The 21,915-nt window shown below is 73.1% G+C and carries 15 protein-coding genes; 7 read left to right on the top strand and 8 right to left on the bottom strand.

The window, feature by feature from the left end; genetic code table 11:
- Nucleotides 1–185 precede the first annotated feature (185 nt).
- The 5 genes from K3769_RS36105 to K3769_RS36125 form a co-directional block, all read right to left on the bottom strand.
- The gene (locus K3769_RS36105) at nucleotides 186–1,460 is read right to left on the bottom strand and encodes an SLC13 family permease (protein WP_267031691.1); all 1,275 of its coding nucleotides are present in this window, start codon (nucleotides 1,458–1,460) and stop codon (nucleotides 186–188) included.
- Between the two features lie 143 nt (nucleotides 1,461–1,603).
- Nucleotides 1,604–4,525, bottom strand: a complete 2,922-nt coding sequence (locus tag K3769_RS36110; RefSeq protein ID WP_267030431.1) for an AfsR/SARP family transcriptional regulator — start codon at nucleotides 4,523–4,525, stop codon at nucleotides 1,604–1,606.
- 319 nt (nucleotides 4,526–4,844) lie between these two features.
- The gene (locus K3769_RS36115) at nucleotides 4,845–5,375 is read right to left on the bottom strand and encodes a sigma-70 family RNA polymerase sigma factor (RefSeq protein WP_267030432.1); all 531 of its coding nucleotides are present in this window, start codon (nucleotides 5,373–5,375) and stop codon (nucleotides 4,845–4,847) included.
- 214 nt (nucleotides 5,376–5,589) lie between these two features.
- Nucleotides 5,590–6,600 (bottom strand): CHRD domain-containing protein, encoded by a 1,011-nt coding sequence (locus tag K3769_RS36120; RefSeq protein WP_267030433.1) that lies wholly within the window; start codon nucleotides 6,598–6,600, stop codon nucleotides 5,590–5,592.
- Nucleotides 6,601–6,824: 224 nt separating this feature from the next.
- Nucleotides 6,825–9,290, bottom strand: a complete 2,466-nt coding sequence (locus tag K3769_RS36125; protein WP_267030434.1) for a SpoIIE family protein phosphatase — start codon at nucleotides 9,288–9,290, stop codon at nucleotides 6,825–6,827.
- An 840-nt stretch (nucleotides 9,291–10,130) separates the two neighbouring features.
- Here K3769_RS36125 and K3769_RS36130 point away from each other — a divergent pair.
- Complete coding sequence (locus K3769_RS36130) at nucleotides 10,131–11,936, top strand: RICIN domain-containing protein (RefSeq protein WP_267030435.1); 1,806 nt, start codon at nucleotides 10,131–10,133, stop codon at nucleotides 11,934–11,936.
- 8 nt (nucleotides 11,937–11,944) lie between these two features.
- Here the strand turns inward: K3769_RS36130 and K3769_RS36135 are convergent, their stop codons facing one another.
- Both K3769_RS36135 and K3769_RS36140 read right to left on the bottom strand, forming a co-directional pair.
- Nucleotides 11,945–13,114: a lactate 2-monooxygenase gene (locus K3769_RS36135; RefSeq protein WP_267030436.1), complete on the bottom strand. Its 1,170-nt coding sequence runs from the start codon at nucleotides 13,112–13,114 to the stop codon at nucleotides 11,945–11,947.
- Nucleotides 13,115–13,280: 166 nt separating this feature from the next.
- Nucleotides 13,281–14,288: a hypothetical protein gene (locus tag K3769_RS36140; RefSeq protein WP_267030437.1), complete on the bottom strand. Its 1,008-nt coding sequence runs from the start codon at nucleotides 14,286–14,288 to the stop codon at nucleotides 13,281–13,283.
- A gap of 439 nt (nucleotides 14,289–14,727) precedes the next feature.
- On the opposite strand from K3769_RS36140, the gene K3769_RS36145 reads away from it, so the two are divergent.
- Complete coding sequence (locus tag K3769_RS36145; RefSeq protein ID WP_267030438.1) at nucleotides 14,728–15,156, top strand: protease inhibitor; 429 nt, start codon at nucleotides 14,728–14,730, stop codon at nucleotides 15,154–15,156.
- A gap of 187 nt (nucleotides 15,157–15,343) precedes the next feature.
- Here the strand turns inward: K3769_RS36145 and K3769_RS36150 are convergent, their stop codons facing one another.
- Complete coding sequence (locus tag K3769_RS36150; protein WP_267030439.1) at nucleotides 15,344–15,844, bottom strand: STAS domain-containing protein; 501 nt, start codon at nucleotides 15,842–15,844, stop codon at nucleotides 15,344–15,346.
- A 256-nt stretch (nucleotides 15,845–16,100) separates the two neighbouring features.
- On the opposite strand from K3769_RS36150, the gene K3769_RS36155 reads away from it, so the two are divergent.
- From K3769_RS36155 to K3769_RS36175, 5 genes are all read left to right on the top strand, one after another.
- Nucleotides 16,101–16,580, top strand: a complete 480-nt coding sequence (locus tag K3769_RS36155) for a hypothetical protein (RefSeq protein ID WP_267030440.1) — start codon at nucleotides 16,101–16,103, stop codon at nucleotides 16,578–16,580.
- Nucleotides 16,581–16,631: 51 nt separating this feature from the next.
- Nucleotides 16,632–17,165, top strand: a complete 534-nt coding sequence (locus K3769_RS36160; RefSeq protein ID WP_267030441.1) for a GNAT family N-acetyltransferase — start codon at nucleotides 16,632–16,634, stop codon at nucleotides 17,163–17,165.
- A gap of 96 nt (nucleotides 17,166–17,261) precedes the next feature.
- Nucleotides 17,262–18,761 carry an ABC transporter substrate-binding protein gene (locus K3769_RS36165; protein WP_267030442.1) on the top strand — a complete coding sequence of 500 codons (1,500 nt, stop codon included), beginning with the start codon at nucleotides 17,262–17,264 and terminating at the stop codon, nucleotides 18,759–18,761.
- A gap of 74 nt (nucleotides 18,762–18,835) precedes the next feature.
- Entirely contained in the window at nucleotides 18,836–20,554 is a 1,719-nt protein-coding gene (locus K3769_RS36170) for an ABC transporter permease subunit (protein ID WP_267031692.1), read from the top strand.
- Nucleotides 20,547–21,821 (top strand): MDR family MFS transporter, encoded by a 1,275-nt coding sequence (locus K3769_RS36175; RefSeq protein ID WP_267030443.1) that lies wholly within the window; start codon nucleotides 20,547–20,549, stop codon nucleotides 21,819–21,821. The genes K3769_RS36170 and K3769_RS36175 overlap by 8 nt, the downstream gene beginning before the upstream one ends.
- Nucleotides 21,822–21,915: the final 94 nt, after the last annotated feature.

A 21,915-nucleotide genomic window follows, 5' to 3' on the forward strand; every position in this document is an offset into this window, starting at 1 on the left:
GCGTCTCCCGGTGCCTGGAATGGGGTCCGTGATGGGCGTCCGGCGTGGACGACAGAAGGATGGGAGCGCTCCCAAAAACGGAGCATTGCATGGCCATGTCACAGCGTCAATGCCCTTCGCGCGACCTCGCCCGGACGCGTGACGCGGGCCCTGAACCCATGGGCTCAGGGCCCGAACGGATGAACTCAGACTCCGAACACACGCAGCGAGAGCCAGAGCGCGGCCACCGCCGGGATCAATGTGGCGGGCACGGTGAGCAGCCCGAGACGGGTGAACTCGCCCAGCTCCACGCTGTGATCGTGCTGGTGGACGATCCGCCGCCACAGCAGGGTCGCCAGCGAACCGGCGTAGGTGAGGTTCGGACCGATGTTCACCCCGAGCAGGACGGCGAGGATCGGTCCGGGACCCGCCGCCGCGGCCAGCGGCAGCAGGACCAGGACCGCGGGCAGGTTGTTGATGAGGTTCGCCAGCGCGGCGGCCAGGACCGCCATGGCGAACAGCGCGGCCAGGCCGGACGAGTCCGGGACCAGGTGGCCGAGCGCGTCCGAGAGGCCGTTGTCCACCACGGCGCGCACCACGATGCCCAGGGCCAGGACGAACGCGAGGAAGGGCAGCGAGGTGGCCCGCACCACGGCGAGCGGGGTGGTGCGTCCGCGGGCCAGCGCCCGGACGGCCAGCACGAGGGCTCCCGCGAGGGCCGCCCACGCCGGCTCGATCCCGACGGCGGACGTCACGACGAAGCCCGCGAGGGTGCAGGCGACCGTGGCCAGCGCGAACACGGGCATGTCGACGGGATCGTCCTCGGCCGCCCCCGCCGGGCCACCGTCCAGGTCAACCGGTTCTTTCAGGTCGTCGGCGAAGAAGCGCCGGAAGACCAGGTACTCGGCGGCGATGGCGACGGCCCATGCGGGGCCCATCAGCAGGGCGAACCGGGTGAAGCTCAGGCCGCTGGCCGTGAACGCGAGCAGGTTGGTGAGATTCGACACGGGCAGCAGCAGGGACGCCGTGTTCGACAGATGGGCGCACGCGTACACATGGGGCCCAGGCCGGGCGCCGAGGCGGGCCACGGTGGCGAACACCACCGGGGTGAGCAGGACGACCGTGGCGTCCAGGCTCAGTACGGCCGTGATGACCGAGGCGAGCAGGAAGTTGGCGGCCAGCAGGCGCTGGGGCCGCCCCTTCGACGTACGGGCCAGCCAGGCGCCGCAGGCACGGAAGAGACCCTCGTCGTCGCAGAGTTTGGCGAGCACGAGCACCGCGGCGAGGAAGCCCACGACCGGGCCGAGCAGCTCGGCCTCGGCCCGCGCGTGGTCGAGGGAGATGGCGCCGGTGGCCATCACCAGTGCGGCTGCCGGGACGGCCACGGTGGCCTCCGGCAGACCGAACGGCCGGATCACGGCACCGGCCAGTACCGCTACGAGCAGCAGAGCGGAGAGAGCGGTCGCGAGTGTCGAGCTCAGGGTTCGTCCTTGGAAGTGATGGTCGGTTTCGTTCGATCGGTCGGCCTTTCGGCCGGTTGATCGCTGGATCGGTGCAATCGAATCAGACAACGGCGCACCGGGGCGTACGGGGGTGCGAGTGTCGCCGCCGCACGCCGCCGTTCTCAGATGTTGATCCTGACCGGGCGGTGCCCCGAGGGGTCCTCGGCGTGTCCGCGCAGCAGCTCGCCCAACCTGTCGGCCTCCGTGTGACCGAGGGCGTCGAGTATCTCAAGTGCCTCGTGCCACGCCCGGCGGGCCTCGTGCGGCGAGGTGACGGCCAGTGCCTCGCCCCGGTGCACGAGGGTGTCGGCGGCCAGCGAGGCGTCGTTCAGGTCGCGGTAGTGGGTGAGCGCCTGGTCGAAGGCGTCCAGGGCCTCGTCGTGCTGTCCCAGGCGGTGGTGCGCCACCCCCATGGTGTCCCAGGCCGCCGCCTCGATGTTCCTGTTGCCCGACCTGTGCGCGATGCGGACCGCGCGGCGGCAGTCGTCCAGCGCCTCCTCGTACTCGTGCAGGAGGAGGCGGGTCCAGGCGACCTCGTTGGTGACGCTCGCGATACCGACGTACGCCCGCGACCCCGTGTACAGGGCGCAGGCGATCCTGTACTGGGCCAGCGCCTCGCGGTGGTCCTGGCGCGAGTTCGCCAGGAAGGCCAGATACCGGTGGGTCAGCGCCGTGAAGGGGACGTCCTCCATCCCGGAGAACAGCTCCAGCGCCCGTTCCAGGTGCGCGGCACCTCGCGCGTGGTCGTTCGTCCGGACGTACGCGAAGCCCAGGACGCGGTGCATGTGGGCCTCGCCGCGCTTCTCACCGAGTCGCCGCGCGCCGGCGAGCGCCGTGGTGTGGAGCTCGATCTGCTCCTCCCGGCGTCCTCGCCGGTCGAGGACGAGTTCGAGGGTCGCGGCCATCCGCCAGGCGTGGGCTCCGCTCCCGTGACCGCCGTCCCGGGTGATGACCGCCTCCAGCGCCGGCATCTCCCGGGCGAGCCACTTCGCCGCGCGGTCCGTGTCGGTGAACCGGACGACCTGCGCACCGGGGGCGGCGGCGGACAGCGGAAGGGGTTCCCGATGCGTGTACAGCCGGGTGGCGGCGCTGTGCGCGCTGTGCAGGTAGTGGTCGAAGAGCCGGCGGCGGGCCTCGTCACGGGCGTCGGGGGAGTCGTCGGCCAGGGAGAGCTCCTGGCTGAAGGTCCGCAGCAGTTCGTGGGAGCCGTAGCGGCCGGGCGCGGGTTCGGTCCAGAGGTTGGCGCGGGTGAGCTCGGCCAGTACCGGACGTGTCGCCGCGGTCGTCAGTCCGGCGAGGCTCGCCACGGCCTGCGGGGAGACCCCGTGCGGCGGGCACATCCACAGCAGCCGGAAGACCCGGGCCGCCGCCGGGGTCAGGGTGCGGTACGACCAGGAGAAGACCGAGCGCGTGTCGGTGGCCGGGTCCCCGACGCCGAAGACACCGAGGTCGTCGTGGCTCTCCGCGAGCTCGGCGGTGATGTCGGCGAGCGGTGCGGCCCGGTGCTCCTCCGCACGCGCGCACACGATGGCCAGCGCGAGGGGCAGCCGGCCGCACTGCTCGGCGATGGCGAGCGCCGCCTGCCGGTCGGCCGCGACCCGCGCCTCGCCCAGCCGCTTCGACATGAACTCCACGGCTTCGTCGACGGTGAGGATGTCGAGGCGCAGGGAGCGCGCTCCGTTGGTGGCGACGAGGCCGGGCAGCTGCGCACGGCTGGTGATCAGCGTGAGGCAGGCCGGTGTCCCCGGCAGGAGCGGGCGCACCTGTTCGGCGCTGCGCGCGTTGTCCAGGACCAGCAGAACGCGCCGCCGTGCCAGCAGGCTGCGGAACAGGGCGGCCTGGCTGTCGAGGCTCGGCGGGATGTCCTCCGTCGGTACGCCCAGTGCTTCCAGGAAGTGGCAGACCGCGGCCGACGGAGCGAGCGGGACTTCGGCCGGGTCGTAGCCGCGCAGGTTCACATACAGCTGCCCGTCGGGGAAGCGGTGGGCGTTTCGGTGGGCCCAGTGCAGGGCGAGCGTGGTCTTCCCCACTCCGGGTGCGCCACCGATCGCGCTGATGACGACGGCCGTCGGCGTACCGCCGTCGACCGGCAACAGGTCGCGCAGCCACTCCAGTTCGGGCCGTCGGCCGGTGAACGCGTGCAGGTCCGCGGGCAGTTGGGCGGGGCGCACCACCGGGGAGGACTCGCCCCCGGTGCCGGGGGCGGCCGTGGCGATGGTGGCCTCCGCCGATGAGTGGGACGTCCTCGCGGGCGCTGTGGTGCCACGCAGCACGCGGATCTGGGCGTCGCGCAGTTCGGGGCCGGGGTCGACGCCCAGCTCACTCGCGAGCCGGGACCGGACGACCTGGTAGTGGTCCAGGGCCCGGGCCGTCAGGCCCTCGGCGGCCAGCACGACGATGAGCCGCGCCTGCAGGACCTCGTTCAGCGGGTCGCTGTCGGCTGCCTGGTGGAGCAGCGGGAGCACCCCGGCGGTCCGTCGCGCGGCCAGTGCCGCGTCGGCGGCGTCCCGGGCCGCGTGCAGGTACTCGGCGTCGACTCCGGCGAAGACCGGGTGGGAGTGCGCCGTGCGGGGCAGTCCCGCCGCGGTCCGTCCGTGCCACAGCGAGAGCGCGCCGACGAACAGGTCGGTGGCCTCGGCCGGCTGTCCGGCGGCCGACGCGCGCCGTGCCGCGTCGCGCAGGGCCCGGAAGCGCATGAGATCCAGCGCCCCGTCCGCGGTGTTCAGCCGGTAGCCGTCCGCCGCGCGTACCAGGACGCGGGCCCCGGCTCTTCCGGTCAGTTCCGGTTCGAGCAGTCTTCGGAGGGTGCCGACATGGCGGTGGACGACATTGACGGCGTGCTCCGGCGGCTCGTTGTCCCATAAGGCGTCGACCAGTTGGTGCAGTGGTACCGGCTGGTCCGCCTGCACCAGGAGCAGGGCGAGCACCGCCCGCTGCTTCGGCGGGCCCAGGCTGAGCTCCGTCTCGTGCCGCCAGGCCCTCAGGGGCCCGAGCACCGAGAAGCGCAGTCCGCTGTCCGCCGAGGGGTCGTCTTCGGGGCTCACTACAGGCTCTCCTCGTCGGTCGGTGTCAGTCGCGGGTACGCGCCAAGATCGCGAAGACCTCATCCGGTCGCCGCCGCGTGGCACGACGGCGACAGAGCGGAGACACTTCGTACGCGATCCCGACATCGGGCGGGCTTCCCGCACCTGGTGAGTCACCTGCGGACGACCGCGTCCCACACTGTGCGCGGCGCGGCCAACTGGTCTTCATGCATTGCCAATTGCGGCCAGTCGGGAAGAAAAGGCACCGGAGCGGCCGAAGGGCCCCACCTCGGTCAGTCGACCGGTGGGGCCCTTCAAGGGGTGCGGGAGAACGCCGGGGTCAGTACCCCAGCGACGCGCGCCGGTTGCGCAGGGCACGCAGCGCCAGGTGCCTGCGTGATCGCACGGTGCCCGCCGGTACGCACAGAACGCGTGCCGTCTCGTCCACGGTGAGTCCGTAGATGTAGAGGTACACGAGTACGTTCCGGTGCTCCGGCGAGAGACTCCGCAGCAGGGAGACGGCTTCCATGGACGCGTGCGCCGGTCCGGTGTGGTCCTCCTGCGCCGGGTCCCCGTCGTCGGTGGTCACCGTCTCGTGCCGTGCGTAGGCGCTGCGCGACCGGTCGACGATCAGGTTCCGCGCGACCTTGAACAGCCAGCCGCGGACGGAGCCCTCCCGGTTCAGGAGCCGGTCCGCGTGACGCCACGCCCTGATGAACGTCTCCTGGACTATGTCCTCGGCGAGGTGGTGGTCCGGGAGCAGCCTCTGCGCGTAGGCGAGGAGTGCGTCTCTGTGCTGCTCCACCAGTTCGTCCACGAGGCGGGGAGCCGGTGAGGAGGTCGTCGGAGCGATGCCCGCGAGTAGCGTCATGGTCACGTGTTCCTGGTTCTCTGTCGCACCGGTGCTCCGTCCGGGCGGGCGGGGGTCGCCCGGACGGGGAAGCACACGGCAAGGGATCTCGATACGTGACCGACCGTAGGCAGCGGGCAGTGCCGAAAGAGTGACGAGCGGGGCACCGCGACCGTCACTCGCCGCCGACCCGCGCGTACGGAGCCCGTACGGTGCCGTACGGGCTCCGTACGGCTTACCGGGTGGCGAGGAAGAGGTAGTCGGCGCTGTAGGGCACCTTGGCCGTGGGGTGGGCCGCGGGGTCGCAGTTGCCCGCGGGAGCCACCCCGCCCTCGGTGTTGAGCCGCAGGACGATCCGCGTCTTGGCGAGGAGCCCCTTGTCCGCACCCGTCCGCGTCGCCTTCAGGATGAGTTCGGGGATGTTGCCCTCGCCGTTGTCGAACTTGTTGACGACGCTGCCGGTGACGGCGGAGCCGTCGGGCGCGATCCACTGCGGGGGACCCGTCGGACCGGGCTCGGCGAAGGTGTGGTCGATGGCGCCCTGGAGGGTGGCCTCGACGTTGTCCCGGGTGAACGCGTGGGTGCCGTCGGGCTGTTCGGTGCAGGCGTAGACCTGCGATCCCTTGACGACACCGCGCAGGGCCGAGTTCCGGATGGTCTCCGGCAGGTTGACGCTGCCGGGCAGGGCGAACGCCTGGCCGCGGACGGCGCCACCGGGGAACTCGCCGGTGTGCAGGTTGAAGTAGAACTTCTCGGGGTGAACCTTGATGTCCCGCAGCAGCGCCGCGTCCTTCACCTTCACGGTGCCGTAGACGTGCGTGCTGCCGTCCTTGAGCTTCTCGGTGAAGAACGGGATCCTCACATCGCCGTTGACACCCCGGCCGCCCTGGTGCAGGTGCGCGAGCGTCGGCGTCGCCGTACCGGTCCACGCCAGGGCGAAGGACACGTCCTGGCCCTGGACGCGCATCAGCGCCACGGCGCTTCCGTCCTTGTCGCCGACCGCCGGCTTGCCCTCCACCGGCACCTCGTTGTCCCCGGTGAGGGCGGAGGCGAAGAACGTCGCCCCCGCCGCGTCCTTGCCGTAGCGGCCGATCGCCCCCGCGGCCTGGGCCGAGTCCGCCGAGGCGTGACCGCCCGCCGACGCGTGGGCCCCGCCCGTGTCGAGGTCGTCGCCGTTGCAGGCGGTCAGCATCAGGGCGCCGGCCAGGGCGGACGTGGTGATCAACGCGTAACGCTTGCTGCTCATGAGGTGGTGCCTCCCCGTCGATGTCGCCGCGGCGGTGTCCGCGGTGTGACACCCGAGACACGAGACGCCTCCGTGCTGCGGGTCACCCGGTGACGGTTCTGAGACGTTCCTGACACCGGCCCGGATCAGTGAGCCGGGCTCCGCGGACGGGGGCCGGGGCGGTTCGGGGCGCGGGCGCCGCGGTGTACGCCCCCGGCGCCGGGGGCCGTTCGCCGCCGGGCGTCTCAGCCCTCGCCGTTCTCGCGTCCTTCGGGCTCCGCGCCGGCCTCGTCGCCCCCGCGTTCGTCGCCGAACACCAGCTCCGCCCAGATCGTCTTGCCCTCGGTGGTGTGGCGGCTGCCCCAGCGCTGGGTGAGCTGCGCGACCAGGAGCAGCCCGCGGCCACCCTCGTCGAAGGTCTTGGCGCGGCGCAGATGCGGCGCCGTGTGACTGGAGTCCGAGACCTCCACGATCAGGGTGGCGGCGTCGTGGATGAGCCGGAGCCGGATCGGGCGTTCGCCGTACCGGATCGCGTTGGTGACCAGCTCGCTGACCACCAGCTCGGTCGTGAACGCCGCCTCGCTGACGTCCCACGCCGCCAGTTGCCGGACCACCTGCTTGCGGACCGGGCCGACGAGTGCGGGGTCGGCAGGCACCTCCCAGGTCGCCACCTGGGAGGACGGCAGGCCCTTCGTCCGGGCGAGCAGCAGGGCCACGTCGTCCGACGCGCCGGTGGAAGGAAGCAGCGACTGCAGGATGTCGTGGCAGGTCTCGTCGAGGGAAACAGAGGCCCGCGCCAGCGCCCGGAACAGCAGCGCGCGGCTCTGGTCGAGGTCACGCTCGCGGCTCTCGACCAGGCCGTCGGTGTAGAGGGCGAGGACGGTGCCCTCGGCCAGTCGCAGCTCGGTCGACTCGAACGGCAGCCCGCCCAGGCCCAGCGGCGGCCCCGGCGGTACGTCGATCTCCTCGGGCGGCCCGCCGGGCGGCAGCATCAGCGGCGGCGGATGACCGGCCCGGGCGAGGGTGCAGCGGCGGCTGACCGGGTCGTAGACCGCGTACAGGCAGGTGGCGCCGACCTCCCCGGTGACGCCTTCGCCGCCCGCCTCCGAGGAGAGCCGCACGACCAGGTCGTCGAGGTGGGTGAGCAGTTCGTCCGGCGCCAGGTCGATGTCGGCGAGGGTGCGCACGGCGGTCCGCAGCCGGCCCATCGTGGCCGAGGCCTGCAGTCCGTGGCCGACGACGTCTCCGACGACCATGGCGACCCGCATGCCCGACAGCGGGATCACGTCGAACCAGTCGCCGCCGACGCCCGCCCGCGCCGCGGGCAGATAGCGCGAGGCCGCCTCGACGGCGGCCGTGCGGGGCAGTGACCGGGGCAGCAGACTGCGCTGCAGGGCGATCGCGGTCTCGCGTTCGCGGGAGAACCGGCGGGCGTTGTCGATGCAGACGGCCGCCCTGGCCGTGACCTCCTCGGCCAGCAGCACGTCGTCGGCGGTGAACGGGTCGGGCCGCCGGAACCGGGTGAATACCGCGACGCCCAGGGTCGCGCCACGGGCCTGTACGGGCACGGACATCGTCGAGTGGATGCCGAGCTCCCTGACCCGGTCGGCGCGCGCCGGGTCCCAGACGAGCCACTCCGCGAGGGTGGTCGCGGCATCGGCGGCCACGATGGTGCGGCCGGCCAGCAGGGAGTCGGCCTGCGGTGAGCGGGCGGGATAGGTGTCCGCCTCTCCCCGCTTGACCACCGACTCCGGATCGCCGGGATTCACCGACCGGTGGGCGGCGCGGCGCAGACGCACGGGGGCGAGGACCGGTCCGACGTACGGTTCGCCGCCGCGGTCGGGGGGATCCACCAGGTCGACGCTGACGAAGTCGGCGAGTGCGGGCACACAGACGTCGGCCAGCTCCTGCGCCGTACGGGTGACGTCGAGGGTGGAGCCGATACGGATGCTCGCCTCGTTCACGAGCTGCAGGCGCTCCCGGGCGAGGTACTGCTCGGTGAAGTCGTGGGCGGACAGACAGATGCCCCGCACCCGGCCCCCGGCGTCGGTCAGCGGCGCCATCCGCGCCAGCCAGGCCTGGGCGCGGCCCGCGGGGGCGGTGCCCAGATACGTCTGCACGTCCTCGCGTCTGCCGGTCCTGAGCACCCGGAGCATGTGCCCCTCCAGCTCCTCGTTCTGCGGCCGGCCGCCGATCTCCGGGAGCCGCAGGCCACGGATGTGCTCCTCCGGGAGGCCCAGCGACTCGGCCATCACCGCGTTGACCCTGCGCAGCCGCAGCCGCTCGTCGAAGATCGCGGTCGCACAGGGCGACTGGTCCAGGAAGGTCGCGGCGAGGGCATCATCCTGCCCCGCCACGGTGCCGTTCTCCAGCGGGGTCACGACGAGCCAGTCGCTGCGGTCGCCCAGCTCGGGGCGCCGCCGGTGCGCGAGCAGCCGCACGCGCAGGGTGCCGCCGTCGTCGTGGCGCAGCGCGAGCGTGCCGGTCCAGCGGTTGTCGGCCGCCGAAGGCCGCGGCTCACCGGCGTCCGGCGCGAGCAGCTTCGCGGCCGGCCGTCCCACCACGTCGGCCGGTGCGTGCCCGAGCAGACGCCGGGCGCCCTCGTTCCACTCGACGACGATGCCGGCACCGTCGATGACGGCCCTTGCCGTGCAGGTCTCGTCAAACGGATAGGCCGGGCCGTCGTCCGATGTCCCGCTGTGGCTCCTCACATCGCCGCCACTCCATTGCGCACGCACTCAGGGGGAACAGATGCCTCACTTCTGTCCCAGAGTAGTGCGTCCGGCCCCTGCGCACACTGCGCGGCGGTTCCCGTCCACGTACGCCGACCTGACCTGCCGGGCCCCTTGCAAGGCCCCCTTACCGGGCGCCGTCCGCTGCGCGGTCCGTCCCTCCGCCCGTTCCGGCCCGGCAGGCCGTCCGCGTCCCGCTCCGGGCCCGGGGAGAACGGCCGGGGCGCCATGTGATCACACCGGTCTCGCGGGTGTGCAACACCGGCTCCGTACAACGGCGTTGGGGGGCGGCTGGGCAGCCGCGCCGGGTCGCCACGGAGACGAGCACCGGTAGGGCGGACACGGCGATCCCGCCCTCGGGGCCGCCGACCGAGGGCGGGAGATCGGGGTCGGCGGCCCGTTCCGCGTGGGAGAGCCGCCGTCCCGCGCGGGGCCTTCCGAGAAGGGCCGGGTCCAGTGGACCACCGGCCCTTCTCGCGCCGGGAGCGTGCGAGAGTCCCGGACGCGGGTACACGCTTCACACGGGGCGCTCGGTCACCAATACCGTGCCGAACCGTTTGGCCCGCCACGAGTTGGCCGAGTTGGACACTGACTTTCCTTCAATGGGCGGATGTTGCCCAAGTGGCTCACGCGCCTTGTTGCCTGTGAGCGTCATGTGCAAGGGTGAACTTCCTCGCACATGGCCCATGGCCAGGTCTGATTCCCCGCTCGGTATTACATCGTGCCGCCCAGCCGGAAAGGTACGCACCAATAGGAGCCCCTTTTCGGCGGTCAGAACTCCTGTGTGCCAAACCTTGTGCCCTGGAAGGAAACCGCTCAGTGCACACCCCCCACCCCCCTCGTCCGCCATTTCCGCCCGCCTCCGGGTCCGCCCCCGGAGAATCCGACGAGAGCCTCGCCGCTCTCCTCAGGGCACAGCCGGAGGGCGAACTCACCCATCCCGTCCCGCTGCTGCTCGCGCGGCACTGGCAGTCGACACACGACTACGCGGTCATCTGCCTCGCCTCCTCGGCGGACGTCGCGTCGATGGTGACCGCCGCCGCCTTCCAGCAGGTACTCGAACGCCTGCGCCGCGCCGGGTCCGCCGCCGCCCTGCGACCCCAACTCCTGGTGGCCGTGCGGGACATCATCAAGGTGTGGTCCGCGCAGGACCGTATATCCGAGGCCCTTCCGGATCTCCGCAAACCGGCCGGCGGTCGCGGTATGCGGGTGACGAAGTCCATGACGCCGGAAAACCGCAAGCTCGCGGAACGCTCTTTCCAGGCTCTGCCGGGACTCGCCCAGTGCGTCCTCTGGCACATCGAGGTCGAGGCCGAAGACATATCCGTACCGGCCGGTCTGCTGGGCATGGACGTCGACAACGCGTCGGCGGCGCTCGAACAGGCCCGTGAGAAATTCCGCGAAGGCTGTGTACGAGCCCATCGTGAACTCGCGCCGAACAAGGATTGCCGCCACTACAACCGTCTCCTCGACGTTCCGATTCGGCGGGGCGGCGCCTTGCTGCCCGATGTGCAGCAACATCTGCTGGCTTGCCGTTTCTGCCGTTACGCGGCCGAGCAACTGAGCCATTTCGAGGGCGGTCTCGGCGGACTTCTCGCCGAGGGCGTGCTCGGCTGGGGTGCCCGTCGCTATCTCGAATCCCGGCCCAGCAGCGGCCATTCGACGGTCCGGTCCGTCCGGCACACCGGCAGACGCCCGGGCGGCGGCGGCCGTCCCCCTCTGCTGTCGCGGCGCTCCGCCCGGCAGGGGCGGCACTCCTCCCCGGGCCCGCGGTACTCGACGGCACTCCTCGCCGGAGCGGGCCTCGTCTCGGTGGCCCTGCTCGCGACCGTCCTGGTCATGAGGCTGTGGTCGCCGGACCACGAGGGCGCCGACCCGTCACCCACCGCCGGGGCGTCCGCCGGTCTCTCCCCGGGCGGGCAGGCCCCGACCGCCCGATCGTCGTCCCCGCCCGGCTCGGCGGGCCTGCCCACCGGGCCCATCCGGACCAGGCTGCGCAACCTCGCCGCCGACCTCTGCCTCGACATCAAGGGCGGCAGGGCGAAAGCCGGCGCCGGCGCCGAACTGGACGCCTGCTCGGCCGCCGGCACACAGAAGTGGTCGTACGAGAAGGACGGCCTCCTGCGCAGCGTCGCCGACCCCGCGCTGTGCCTGGACTCCCATGTGGACGCCGGCGTGATCGTCCTGGGGAACTGCGCCGCCGCGTCCGCCAAGAGAGGGGACGACGTGCGCTACGACCTCACCGTGCGGGGCGAGTTGCTGCCCCGCTGGCAGACGGAGCTGGCTGTCGCTCCCGCCGCGGACGAGGTCGAGGCGGATGTCGTGGTCAAGATCCGTGACCGCGGCGACGACCAGCGCTGGCTCACCGACGGCGCCAGGGAATCGCCCGAGTCGCTGTCGATAGCGGGCACGGACGCGCCGTCCGGCGAGCCGACCGCCGGCCGCTCCGCCGCCGACACACGGATCGGCACGAACTCCGGGGCCGGGTCGAGGGCCGGAGCGGGGCCGGGGCCGGGGGACGAGTGTGCCGAGGCGACGTGCGACGCCGTGCCGCGGACCTCGCAGACCGACGAACCGGGCCGCGCGGACGACGACGCGGAACGCCGGGCCGCCCTCGGGCTGTGACGCGGTGGTCAGGCGGTCCCCTCCTCCAGGTCGTCGGCGCCGGGGCCGCCCGGCCCGGCGTGCCCGGACAGGGCGAGCGTGAGGTCGAGTTCGGCCAGCAGACAGCGGATGACGTGCTCGACGCCGGCCTGGCCGTCGAGGCCGAGCCCGTAGGCGTACGGCCGCCCGACCAGCACCGCCTCGGCGCCCAGCGCCAGCGCCTTGAAGATGTCGTCGCCGGTACGGATACCGCTGTCGAAGAGGACGGTCAGCCGGTCCCCGGCGACCGCGGCCACCTTGGGCAGCGCGTCGGCGGCGGCGACGGCACCGGCCACCTGGCGACCGCCGTGGTTGGAGACGACCACGCCGTCCATCCCGGCGTCGACGGCCCGCCGGGCGTCGTCGGGGTGCAGGACGCCCTTCAGGACGATGGGACCGTCCCAGTTCTCCCGCAGGAACTCCAGGTCGGGCCAGGTCTTCGCGGGATCCGCGAACATGCCGACGAAGTGCATGACGGCCGCGTTCGGGTCCTCGTGCACCGGCTTGGCCAGACCGGCCAGGAACGCCGGGTCGGAGAAATAGTTGGCGGTGCCCACGCCGTGCAGGAACGGCAGGTAGGCCTGGTCGAGGTCGCGTGGCCGCCAGGCCAGCAGGGGGGTGTCCAGGGTGACGAACAGTGCGGTGAACCCGCAGGCCCTGGCCCGGTCCAGGAAACTCTTCGTGACCTCGCGGTCCTTCGCCCAGTAGAGCTGGAACCAGCGTTCCCCGTCACCCATGGCCTGCGCGACCTGCTCCATCGGCGTGCTGGAGGCGGACGACAGGATGAACGGAACCCCCTGTGCGGCGGCGGCCCGGGCCGCCGCCGGCTCGGCCTCCGGATGCATGATCGACAGGACACCGACCGGCGCGAGGGCGAGGGGCGCGGGCAGCCGGCGCCCCAGCACCTCGACGGACAGGTCGCGTTCGTGGACGTCCCGCAGCATGCGCGGCACGATCCGGCGGCGCTCCAGCGCGGCCCGGTTGGCCCGTGCCGTACTGCCACTGCCCGCGCTGCCCGCCACATAGCCCACCGGGCCGGGCCCCAGCCGCTGTTCGGTGAGCTCCTCGAGACGGGTCAGATCGGTGGGCAGCCGGGGCACCGCGCCCGTCATCCCGTTCAGATAGATCTCGTACTGGAAGTCCGCCCAGTGCTTCGTCATCCCCGCGCTCCGCCTCTCGCCCTGGATCTGCCGGCCGGGACCGTGCCGTTCCCGCCCACGGCCCCGCGATGATCCTGACGAGCGGGACAAGATCCGTCCAGCACGGGGCGCACCTCTGTGCCGACGGGGCGCCACCCGGCCCCGGCCGGAAATATGACACAGGCCCTCAGACCGGGAACGACACCCGTACGGACACCAGGCGGCCCGTCGGATCCAGGTCCGCCGAGACCGGGAACCAGCCGTCGCCCTGGCCGGTCATCGCGCACAGCACCCGTGCGCCGCCGACCTGTACGGTGCCGGAGTCCAGCGCCGAGGCGCGGACCGCCCGCATGATCTGCCAGTGGTGCGAGTGCGGACGGAAGTCCACCATCAACCGCCTTCGCGGGTCCGCGTCCTTCCAGTCGAAGAGTGCGGTGGCCAGTCGCATCGCGTCCGGCACCGGCAGTCCCGTCCAGCCCTTCACGCCCTGCTCGCCGGGCCCGCCCAGCTCGGGTGCCGCGAACTCGGCGGCGGCGTCGGCCTCGGCGGCACCCCAGAACGCGACATCGGCCAGCCCGTCGACGGGGTCCTCGTGCCGCCAGGCGCTCAGCGCGTCGGCGTCGCCGAAGAACAGCCGGGCCCAGTCGACGCGGATCTCCCCGAGTTCCACGGACTTGACGGCGACGGCGGGGGAGGGACCCACGGGGACCACGATGCCGCTGCCCGTCGCGAGGACCGGCAGCGGGCGGTCCCGGGGCACTCCGCCGAGGGCCACCACCGGCACACCGTTCATCAGGAAGCAGCCGCCGCCCCGCTCCGCGCACCGCCGCACCCGCTCCCGGTGCGGCACCCGGTCGGCCCGGGCTTCGAGCGCGGCGTCGAGGCCCTGCTCCCGGCAGTGCGCGCCGAAGAGCTCGACCAGGTGCGCGACCCCGGACGCCGGGATGTCGTGGAGCGTGCGGCCGGGCTGCCGGCCGAAGGAGTGGGCCGCGGTGTCGGCGTCGGGGCCGGTGATCCGGAAGTCTGTCGCCGCGCCCATGTCGGCGGCGACCGCCGGATCCTGGACGCCGAACGCTCCGGGGTCCACCAGCGCCGGTGAATCCTCTCCGCTCCACATGCCCAGATGACCGCCGTCGACGATCACCAACTCACCGGACGGACAGGTGATCTCGCCCAGTCCGTAGATCTCTTCCATGGCCGGGCAGTCTACGAAGACCGCGTTCCCGGGCAGCCTCCGCGTCAGGAGCTGTCCGGATTTCGCTGCCGGCAACCGCCCACCGTCCCACCGGGAGAGGCGCAACGGCCGCGGCAGCCGCGGGAACGCGGAGAAGAAGCCGAGCCCCGTGCCGTGGGGGCCCATCGACGACACCCGCCCGGCCTGAAGCGGAATGTTTCAGGCCTATTGCCGAGCAGGGGATATCCGGCCAGTGGGTGGCCGCCTCGACAGGGCGCCCGCTCAGTTCCAAGGGAGGCGTGTTCGATTTCTGTCACTTCGCGCCACTGATTCAATACGCAAGGTTACCGAAACGCGTGGGGTCGAGGTGTGTTTCCGCCGGGGAATCGGCAGACTCGCGCTCGCCGCACCGGCAACACCGGGCCGGTGCGGCGTTCGACCGAGCGGAAGGATGCACACAATGCCGAACACCGCGCGATGGGCAGCGACGATCACCCTGACGGCCACCGCCGTCTGCGGTCCCCTGGCCGGGACCGCCCTCGCCACCCCTTCGCCGACCGCGCTCTACGCCCCCTCGGCCCTGGTGTTCACCACGGGCCACGGGGAGTTCGCGGCCGAAGCCACACCTGAACGCGCGGTCACCCTGAACTGTGCGCCGACGGCCTCGGGGACCCACCCCGCCGCGGTCTCCGCCTGCGCCGAACTGCGGGCGGTGAGCGGGGACTTCGACGCCCTGTCCACCAGATCCGACGTCCTGTGCACCCGTGAGTACGACCCAGTCGTCGTCACGGTCGAGGGCGTCTGGCAGGGCAAGCGGATCTCCTACGAGCGCACCTTCGCCAACGAGTGCGTGAAGGAGTCCTACGGGACGACCGTCTTCACGTACTGAAAGGGCCGGGGTCGCGCGGTGCTCCGAGTGCGTCGACGGAGGCCCGCAGATGCGGATGGGGAGTGCGAGTCCCGTCGCGGAGCGTCACGTGACCCCGCAACAGGGGCCGGTGGAGAGACGGAGTGGGGCCGTCTCTCCGCCGGCCCCGGCGTGTCCGGCTCCACCGGGTCGACCGGTGCCGTCTCCCTCATCGGGCGCCGGGGGCGCGGTCGTTCCCCGGAGGGGGTGCGGGAGGCAGTTCCGTCAGGGGCGGGAAGCGGCCCAGGAGGCCGCAGGCGCGTAACAGACGGTGGACGCGGGGCTGGTCGCAGACCAGGCGGAGGGTGCCGCCGCGCTCCCGGGCCCGGCGCTCGGCCCGGCACAGCACCCGCAGCCCCGAGCAGTCGAAGAACTCGACCGCCCTCAGGTCCACCACGATCCTGGGCACTCCGTCCGAGGTCAGGGCGTCCAGATGCTCCTCCAGGGCGCCCGCCGTCGCCATGTCGATCTCGCCCAGCACCTCGACGACGACGAACCCGGGGCCCTCGTAACTGTGCGCATACGGATTCGCCGGGGGCGCCCGGAACCTCGGCGCGCCGTCGGCCCCGGGCTCCGCCGCGCCTGCGAGCCCGGGTTCCCCGGTGCCGCCCTGGGGCGGTCCGGCGTCATCGGGCGGTCCGGCGTCGTGATCATGGGGTTGGGGTGGCATGTCGGCTCCACCTCGTACAGGGGCGGGCGTATTCGATCTCGGTTGTTACCCGTGGCGGGCCGGAACCATCCATACCGCGCTCAACGCAAGATCTAGTTCACTCGACCTAGTGAACTTCGGCTGCAGCCGTTGACTTTTGGTCTTTGTGTTTGCTCAACGCGCCCTGTTCATAGGGGTGTTGTCGACGTACAGTCACCGTGCTGCCCCGGTCCCTGGCCGCACCACGCACTTCGCACGACTGTCTGGCCAAGGAGGGATGGCGGTGGGAACGCCGGTACGCGCTTCCTCGGACGGGCCCGCGCTGCTCACCGAGCACGGGCTCATGGAGCCCGTCCAGGAAATGGAGTTCACGGCCCATTTCGCGCGCCAGGACGGGGAGTTCGCGGCCCAGGCCGCCGCCGTGGCGGTCACCCAGGTCATCGACGCCCCGCTGTCGTTCGTCTCCCCGGTCCTCGACGCGGGCTGCTCCGCGAGCCGGTGCCTGCTGGCGCGCAGCGCCGCCGAAAGCTGCCGGATCGTCCTCACGGCGGACCCCTCGGGCATCACCGTCGCGGCCACCGACGACGTGGCGGTCCCGCTGGACGCCGACGGCCGGACCGGCGCCAAGGACCTGCCGCTGCTCGCCGTGGTCGACGGACTGAACGTGCACCACGGCCCCGACGGGCATGTCTGGGTCGTGTGGAAGGGGCCGTGGCGACGGACCGGCCCGACCCCGGGCGGACCCGCGAGGCCCTGATCGGCGGGCCCGCCGCCAGACCCGTACAGGCTTAATGCATATGATGCGCAAGTGCGCGACTACTGCATAAGAACGGCGACCCCCGACGACGTCGACGGCGCCCGCTCCGTGATGCTCGACACCGTGTACCGGGACTTCGGCACCGGGTACGTACCCCGCTGGCACCGGGACATCATCGACCTCCACGGCGCCTACGTCGCGCCCGCCCGCCACACCTTGCTGGTCGCGGTCGACCGGCGGGACGACACGGTGGCCGCGACCGCCGCCCTCGACGCCCGCGGCCCGGCCCACCCGCCGAACCCGCGCCACGTGGCCGAGCGCTACCCCTCCGGCGAGACCGCCCAGCTGCGCCGGGTGTACGTGCGCCCCGCCGACCGCAGACAGGGTCTGGCCCGCCGGCTCGTCGCGGGACTGCTCGACTTCGCGGCGGCCGACGGCGGCTACCGCTCCGCCTATCTGCACACCGACCCGTCGGTGCCCGGCGCCGAGGCGTTCTGGCGTTCGCTGGGCAAGGCGGTCCACGACGAACGCGAGGAACCGGGCGGCGGCCAGGGAATCATCCACTTCGAAGTCCCCCTGCCCTGACCTCTGCCCTTACTCCTGTCCTGACCCCTGCCCCGGCCTCCTCCTGACGACGCGGCCTGCCCGCGCCGGGCACCCCCGCACCGAACGAAAGTGACCATGCTTCCTCTGCCACGCCGTCGCAGGTTCGTCGCCGCACTGCTGCTCGCCCCCCTGCTCACCGGCTGCTTCGCGTCCGGCGGCGGCGACGGGTCCGCCGACAGCGCGGAGGGCGCCCGGCTGAAGGTCGCGCTCGCCTTCCCGCCCGCCGAGAACTTCTCCCCGTACGGCGCCGACGCCACCCTCCTCAGCAGGCTCGGCGTCACCGAGGGCCTGACCCGTCTCGACGCCAACGGCGCCGCCGCCCCCGCGCTCGCCGAGTCGTGGACCCGCGAGAACGACCGCGGCTGGCTGTTCACCCTGCGGGACGCCGCATTCCAGGACGGCACCGAGGTCACCCCGAAGGCCGTCGCCGCCGCCCTCACCCGCGCCGCGGGCGCCGACCCCGTGACCGCCGCCCTCTCCGGCGTCGAACTGACCGCCGAGGCCGCGGGCGACGGCCGGGTACGCGTCTCGACGGCCGACCCCGACCCGGCGCTGCCGCTGCGGCTGTCCAGCCCCGGCCTGGTGATCCTCTCGGCGAAGGCGTACGCGAAGAAGGACGCCGTCAGCCCCGTGGGCACCGCCACCGGACCCTTCGAACTCACCGGGACCACCGGCACCACCGCGGCCACCCTCGACCGCTTCGACGACTACTGGGGCGGCCGTGCCCAGGCCTCGGGCGTCGACGCGAAGTTCATCGCCGACGGCACCGCCCGGACGAACGCGCTGCGCACCGGCGAGGCCGACATCGCCGAGGCCGTACCCGTCTCGCAGGCGGCCTCCCTCGACAGGGCGACCCGTCGCGAGACCGCGACCACCCGCACCACCAGCCTGCTGCTCAACACCGGGTCCGGGGCGTTCGAGGACCCGAGGACACGCGCCGCCGCCCGCGAGGCGATCGACACCTCCGCCCTCGCCAAGGGCGTCTACGAGGGATACGCCGACGCCGGAGCCGGCATCTACGGGCCCGCCCTCACCTGGGCGTCCGACAAGCGCGTCGAGCCGGCCGGCCGGGCCGCGGCGGGCTCCGCCACCGGCAGGACGCTCACCGTCGCCACGTACGACAACCGGCCCGAGCTGCCCGAGGCCGCCCAGGTGCTGAAACAGCAGCTGGAGAAGGCCGGGTTCGAGGTGAAGCTGGAGGTGCGCGAGTACTCGCGGCTGGAGAGTGACGCGCTGGCCGGGAAGTTCGACGCCTTCGTGTCCGCCCGCAACACCATGCTCGACACCGGCGACCCCCTCTCCATCCTTGCCAGCGACTACACCTGCGAGGGCGGCTACAACCTGGCGCAGCTGTGCGACAAGAAGGTCGACAAGGCCGTGTCCGAGGCCGAGTCGATCAGCGACACCGCGAAGCGGCAGGACGCGGCGATGACCGCCGAGGCGGCGATACTCGGCACGGACGCCGTCATACCGCTGGTCCACCAGCGGATCATCACGGGTGTCCGCGCCGAGGTCGGCGGCGTGCTCCTCGACCCGTACGAGCGCGGCCTCGTCGGCGTCGGCACCCGGCGCTGACGCACGTGCTCAAGGCGGCTCCCGTGCTCAAGGCGGCTCCAGTGGTCAAGGCCGCCCTCCGGGGCGGGGCGCCCGTGCTGCTCTGGCGCGCCGCCCTGGCCGCCGTCCTGGTCTGCGGCGTAGGGCTGCTGCCGTGGCTCTCGCGCACGGACCCGGCGCTCACCGTGCTCAGGGCGCGGTCCGCCGAGCGCACCGCCACCCCCGAGGTACTGGACGCGATCCGCGCGCAGCTCGGCCTGGACGCCGGGCCGGCGCGGCTGCTCGGCGACTGGCTCGGCGGACTGCCGCGCGGCGACGCGGGCGTGTCGTGGATCTCCGGCGCGCAGGTCATGCCGGCGGTCCTCCAGGCACTCGGTGTCTCACTGCTGCTGATGGGCGGGGCCCTGCTCGTCGCGGCGGTCACGGCGGCCGGCGTGTGCGCGCGGACCCTGCGGCTCGGGGCCGGCCGACGGCTCTACGAACGGCGTTCCGCGGGCACCGGCTCGGCGTTCATGGCCACGCTGCCCGACTTCCTGACCGCCTCGGTGCTCGCCTCCGTCGTCGGCGTGCAACTCGGCTGGCTGCCCGCCCTCGGCTGGTACGGCCCCTCGTGGCTGGTGCTGCCCGCGCTCTCGCTCGGCCTGCCCGCGGGCGCCCTGCTCGGACGGATGCTCGACGACCTGCTGCCGGGCGCCTTCGCCGAACCGTGGGCCCTGGCCGCCGCCGCGCGCGGGGTCCGCGGCCGGACCGTCGCCCGCCAGGCGCTCCGCCGCTGCGTGCCCGGCCTGCTGCCGAACCTGGGACTCTTCGTCGTCGGGCTGACCGGCGGCGCGGTGGCCGTGGAGAAGATCTTCGACATCCCGGGGCTCGGCCGGCTCTCCCTCCAGGCCGCGGTGGCCCAGGACCTGCCCGTCCTCCAGGCCGGCACCCTGGCCCTCGTCGTCCTGGCGGCGACCGTGGGGGGCCTCGCCCGTCTCGCCGCGCGCCTGTTGATCGGCCCGGCCCTGCGCGACGGCGCGCTGCCCTCACTGCACCGCCCCACACCTCCCCGCCCCACGACACCACCCCTGCTGTACGGGGGCCTGCTGCTGGCCGTCGTGACAGCGGGCCTCACCCGGGACCCCCTGGAGCTGGACACCACGGCCAGGCTCCGCTCCCCGTCCTGGGCACACCCCTTCGGCACGGACGCGCTGGGCCGCGACGTCCTGGCCAGGGTCGGCCACGGGGCACTGGACACGCTGGCCGTGGCCGCCGCGGTCAGCGCCGCCGCACTGCTCCTTGGCGTGCTGCTGGGGCTGCTGCCACGGTTCTCCGGGCCGCTCGCCGACACCGTCAACGCGCTCCCGCCGGTCCTCGCGGCGCTCCTGGTCACCGCGGTCGCGGGCAGCGGGCCCGCCACCCCGGCCCTCGCGGTCACCGCGGTGGCCTGGGCGCCCCTGGCCGCCCACACCTCGGCCCTGCTCCGCCAGGAGAAGGCCACCGCCCACCTCGCGGCGACCCGCGGCCTGGGCGCCACCCCGCTCCAGCTCCTGCGCCACGAACTCCTCCCGGCCGTCCTGCCCCCGGTCCTGCGCCACGCCCTGCTCCGCCTGCCCGGGGTGGCCCTGTCCCTCGCGGCCCTCGGCTTCCTCGGCCTGGGCGCGCAGCCGCCGTCCCCCGAGTGGGGCCTGCTGCTGTCGGAGAACCTGCCGTACGTGGAACGGGCGCCGTGGGCCTCCCTGGCACCGGCCGCCGCGCTGGCGCTGCTGGGGGCGGTCGCGGTCACCGCCGGCGGAGGAGTCGACAGGACCCGCGCCCGGCGGCGACATGCCTGAACCAGCACCACACTCCAGGGCGGCGAGACCCCTCGCCGCCCTGGACACCTTCACCTCCCTCTCCCCGCTGCTGCGCCTGCTCGTCCTCACCCAGCTCGCCTTCAACGTCGGCTTCTTCGCCGTCCTGCCCTTCCTCGCCGCCCACCTGGGCACGGCGATCGGCATGGCGGGCTGGCTGGTCGGACTGGTCCTCGGGCTGCGCACCTTCAGCCAGCAGGGCCTGTTCGTGGTGGGCGGCGCGCTGGCGGACCGGTACGGGGTGCGGCCGGTGGTGCTCTCCGGCTGCGTCCTGCGCGTCGCGGGCTTCGGCTGGCTGGGGTACGCGGCAGCCACCTGGGCGGTCATCGGGGCCGTCCTCCTGATCGGTTTCGCCGCCGCGCTCTTCTCACCCGCGGTCGAGTCGGAGGTGGCCCGGCAGGCGGTGTGCCGGGAGGAGGCGGGGGAGGGCCCGCGGACGCACGTACTGGCGCTGTTCACCGTGGCGGGGCAGGCGGGGGCGTTCACCGGCCCGTTTCTCGGCGCGCTGCTGCTGGCCGTGGACTTCCGTACGGTCTGCCTCGCCGGGGCGGCAGTGTTCGTGCTGGTCCTGGCGGGCCACGCGTGGCTGCTGCCGCAACGGATTCCCGGCCGGGCACAGGTCCGCTCCCGCGGCGGACTCCGCCGCCTGGCGCGCAACCGCGGCTTCCTGGCCCTGTGCTGCGCGTACGGCGCCTATCTGCTCGGCTACAACCAGCTGTACCAGCTGCTGCCCGTCGAGGTGGAGCGCGCGACGGGCTCCCAGGCGCCGCTGGCCTGGCTGTTCGCGCTCTCGTCGCTGCTGGTCGTGACGGCTCAGCTGCCCGTCACGCGCTGGGCGGGCGAGCGCCTGGACCTGCGCCGTTCCATGACGACGGGACTGCTGCTGATCTCAGCGGGCTTCGCGGTCGTCGCCGCGGCCCGCCCCGCCGCCTGGACGGGAACGGTGGGGCTCCTGCCGGTGGCCGGTTACGTCGTCCTGCTCACCCTGGGCCAGATGCTGGTGGCACCGGCGGCCCGCGCCTGGGTCCCCGACCTGGCCGAGGCGGACAGACTGGGCCTCTACACGGGCGCCCTCTCCTCGATCTCCGGCCTCATCGTCCTGCTGGGCAGCGCCACCACAGGCACCCTCCTGGACACGAACCTCCCCCCGGCCGTCCCCTGGCTGGCCCTGGCCATGATCCCGGCGGCGGCCACAGTGCTGCTGCCCCACCCCCGTCGGGCAAGGACAGGGGCGCAGCCCCGTCCTTGAGGGGCGCGGGGAACTGCGCGCCCAGCCTCCACGGCGTCGAACCCGCCAACACCGCCCCCCTCGCAGGGGAAACGCGAAGAGGGACCACCGTCTC

Source organism: Streptomyces ortus (assembly GCF_026341275.1).
GTDB classification, from domain to species: Bacteria; Actinomycetota; Actinomycetes; order Streptomycetales; family Streptomycetaceae; genus Streptomyces; species Streptomyces ortus.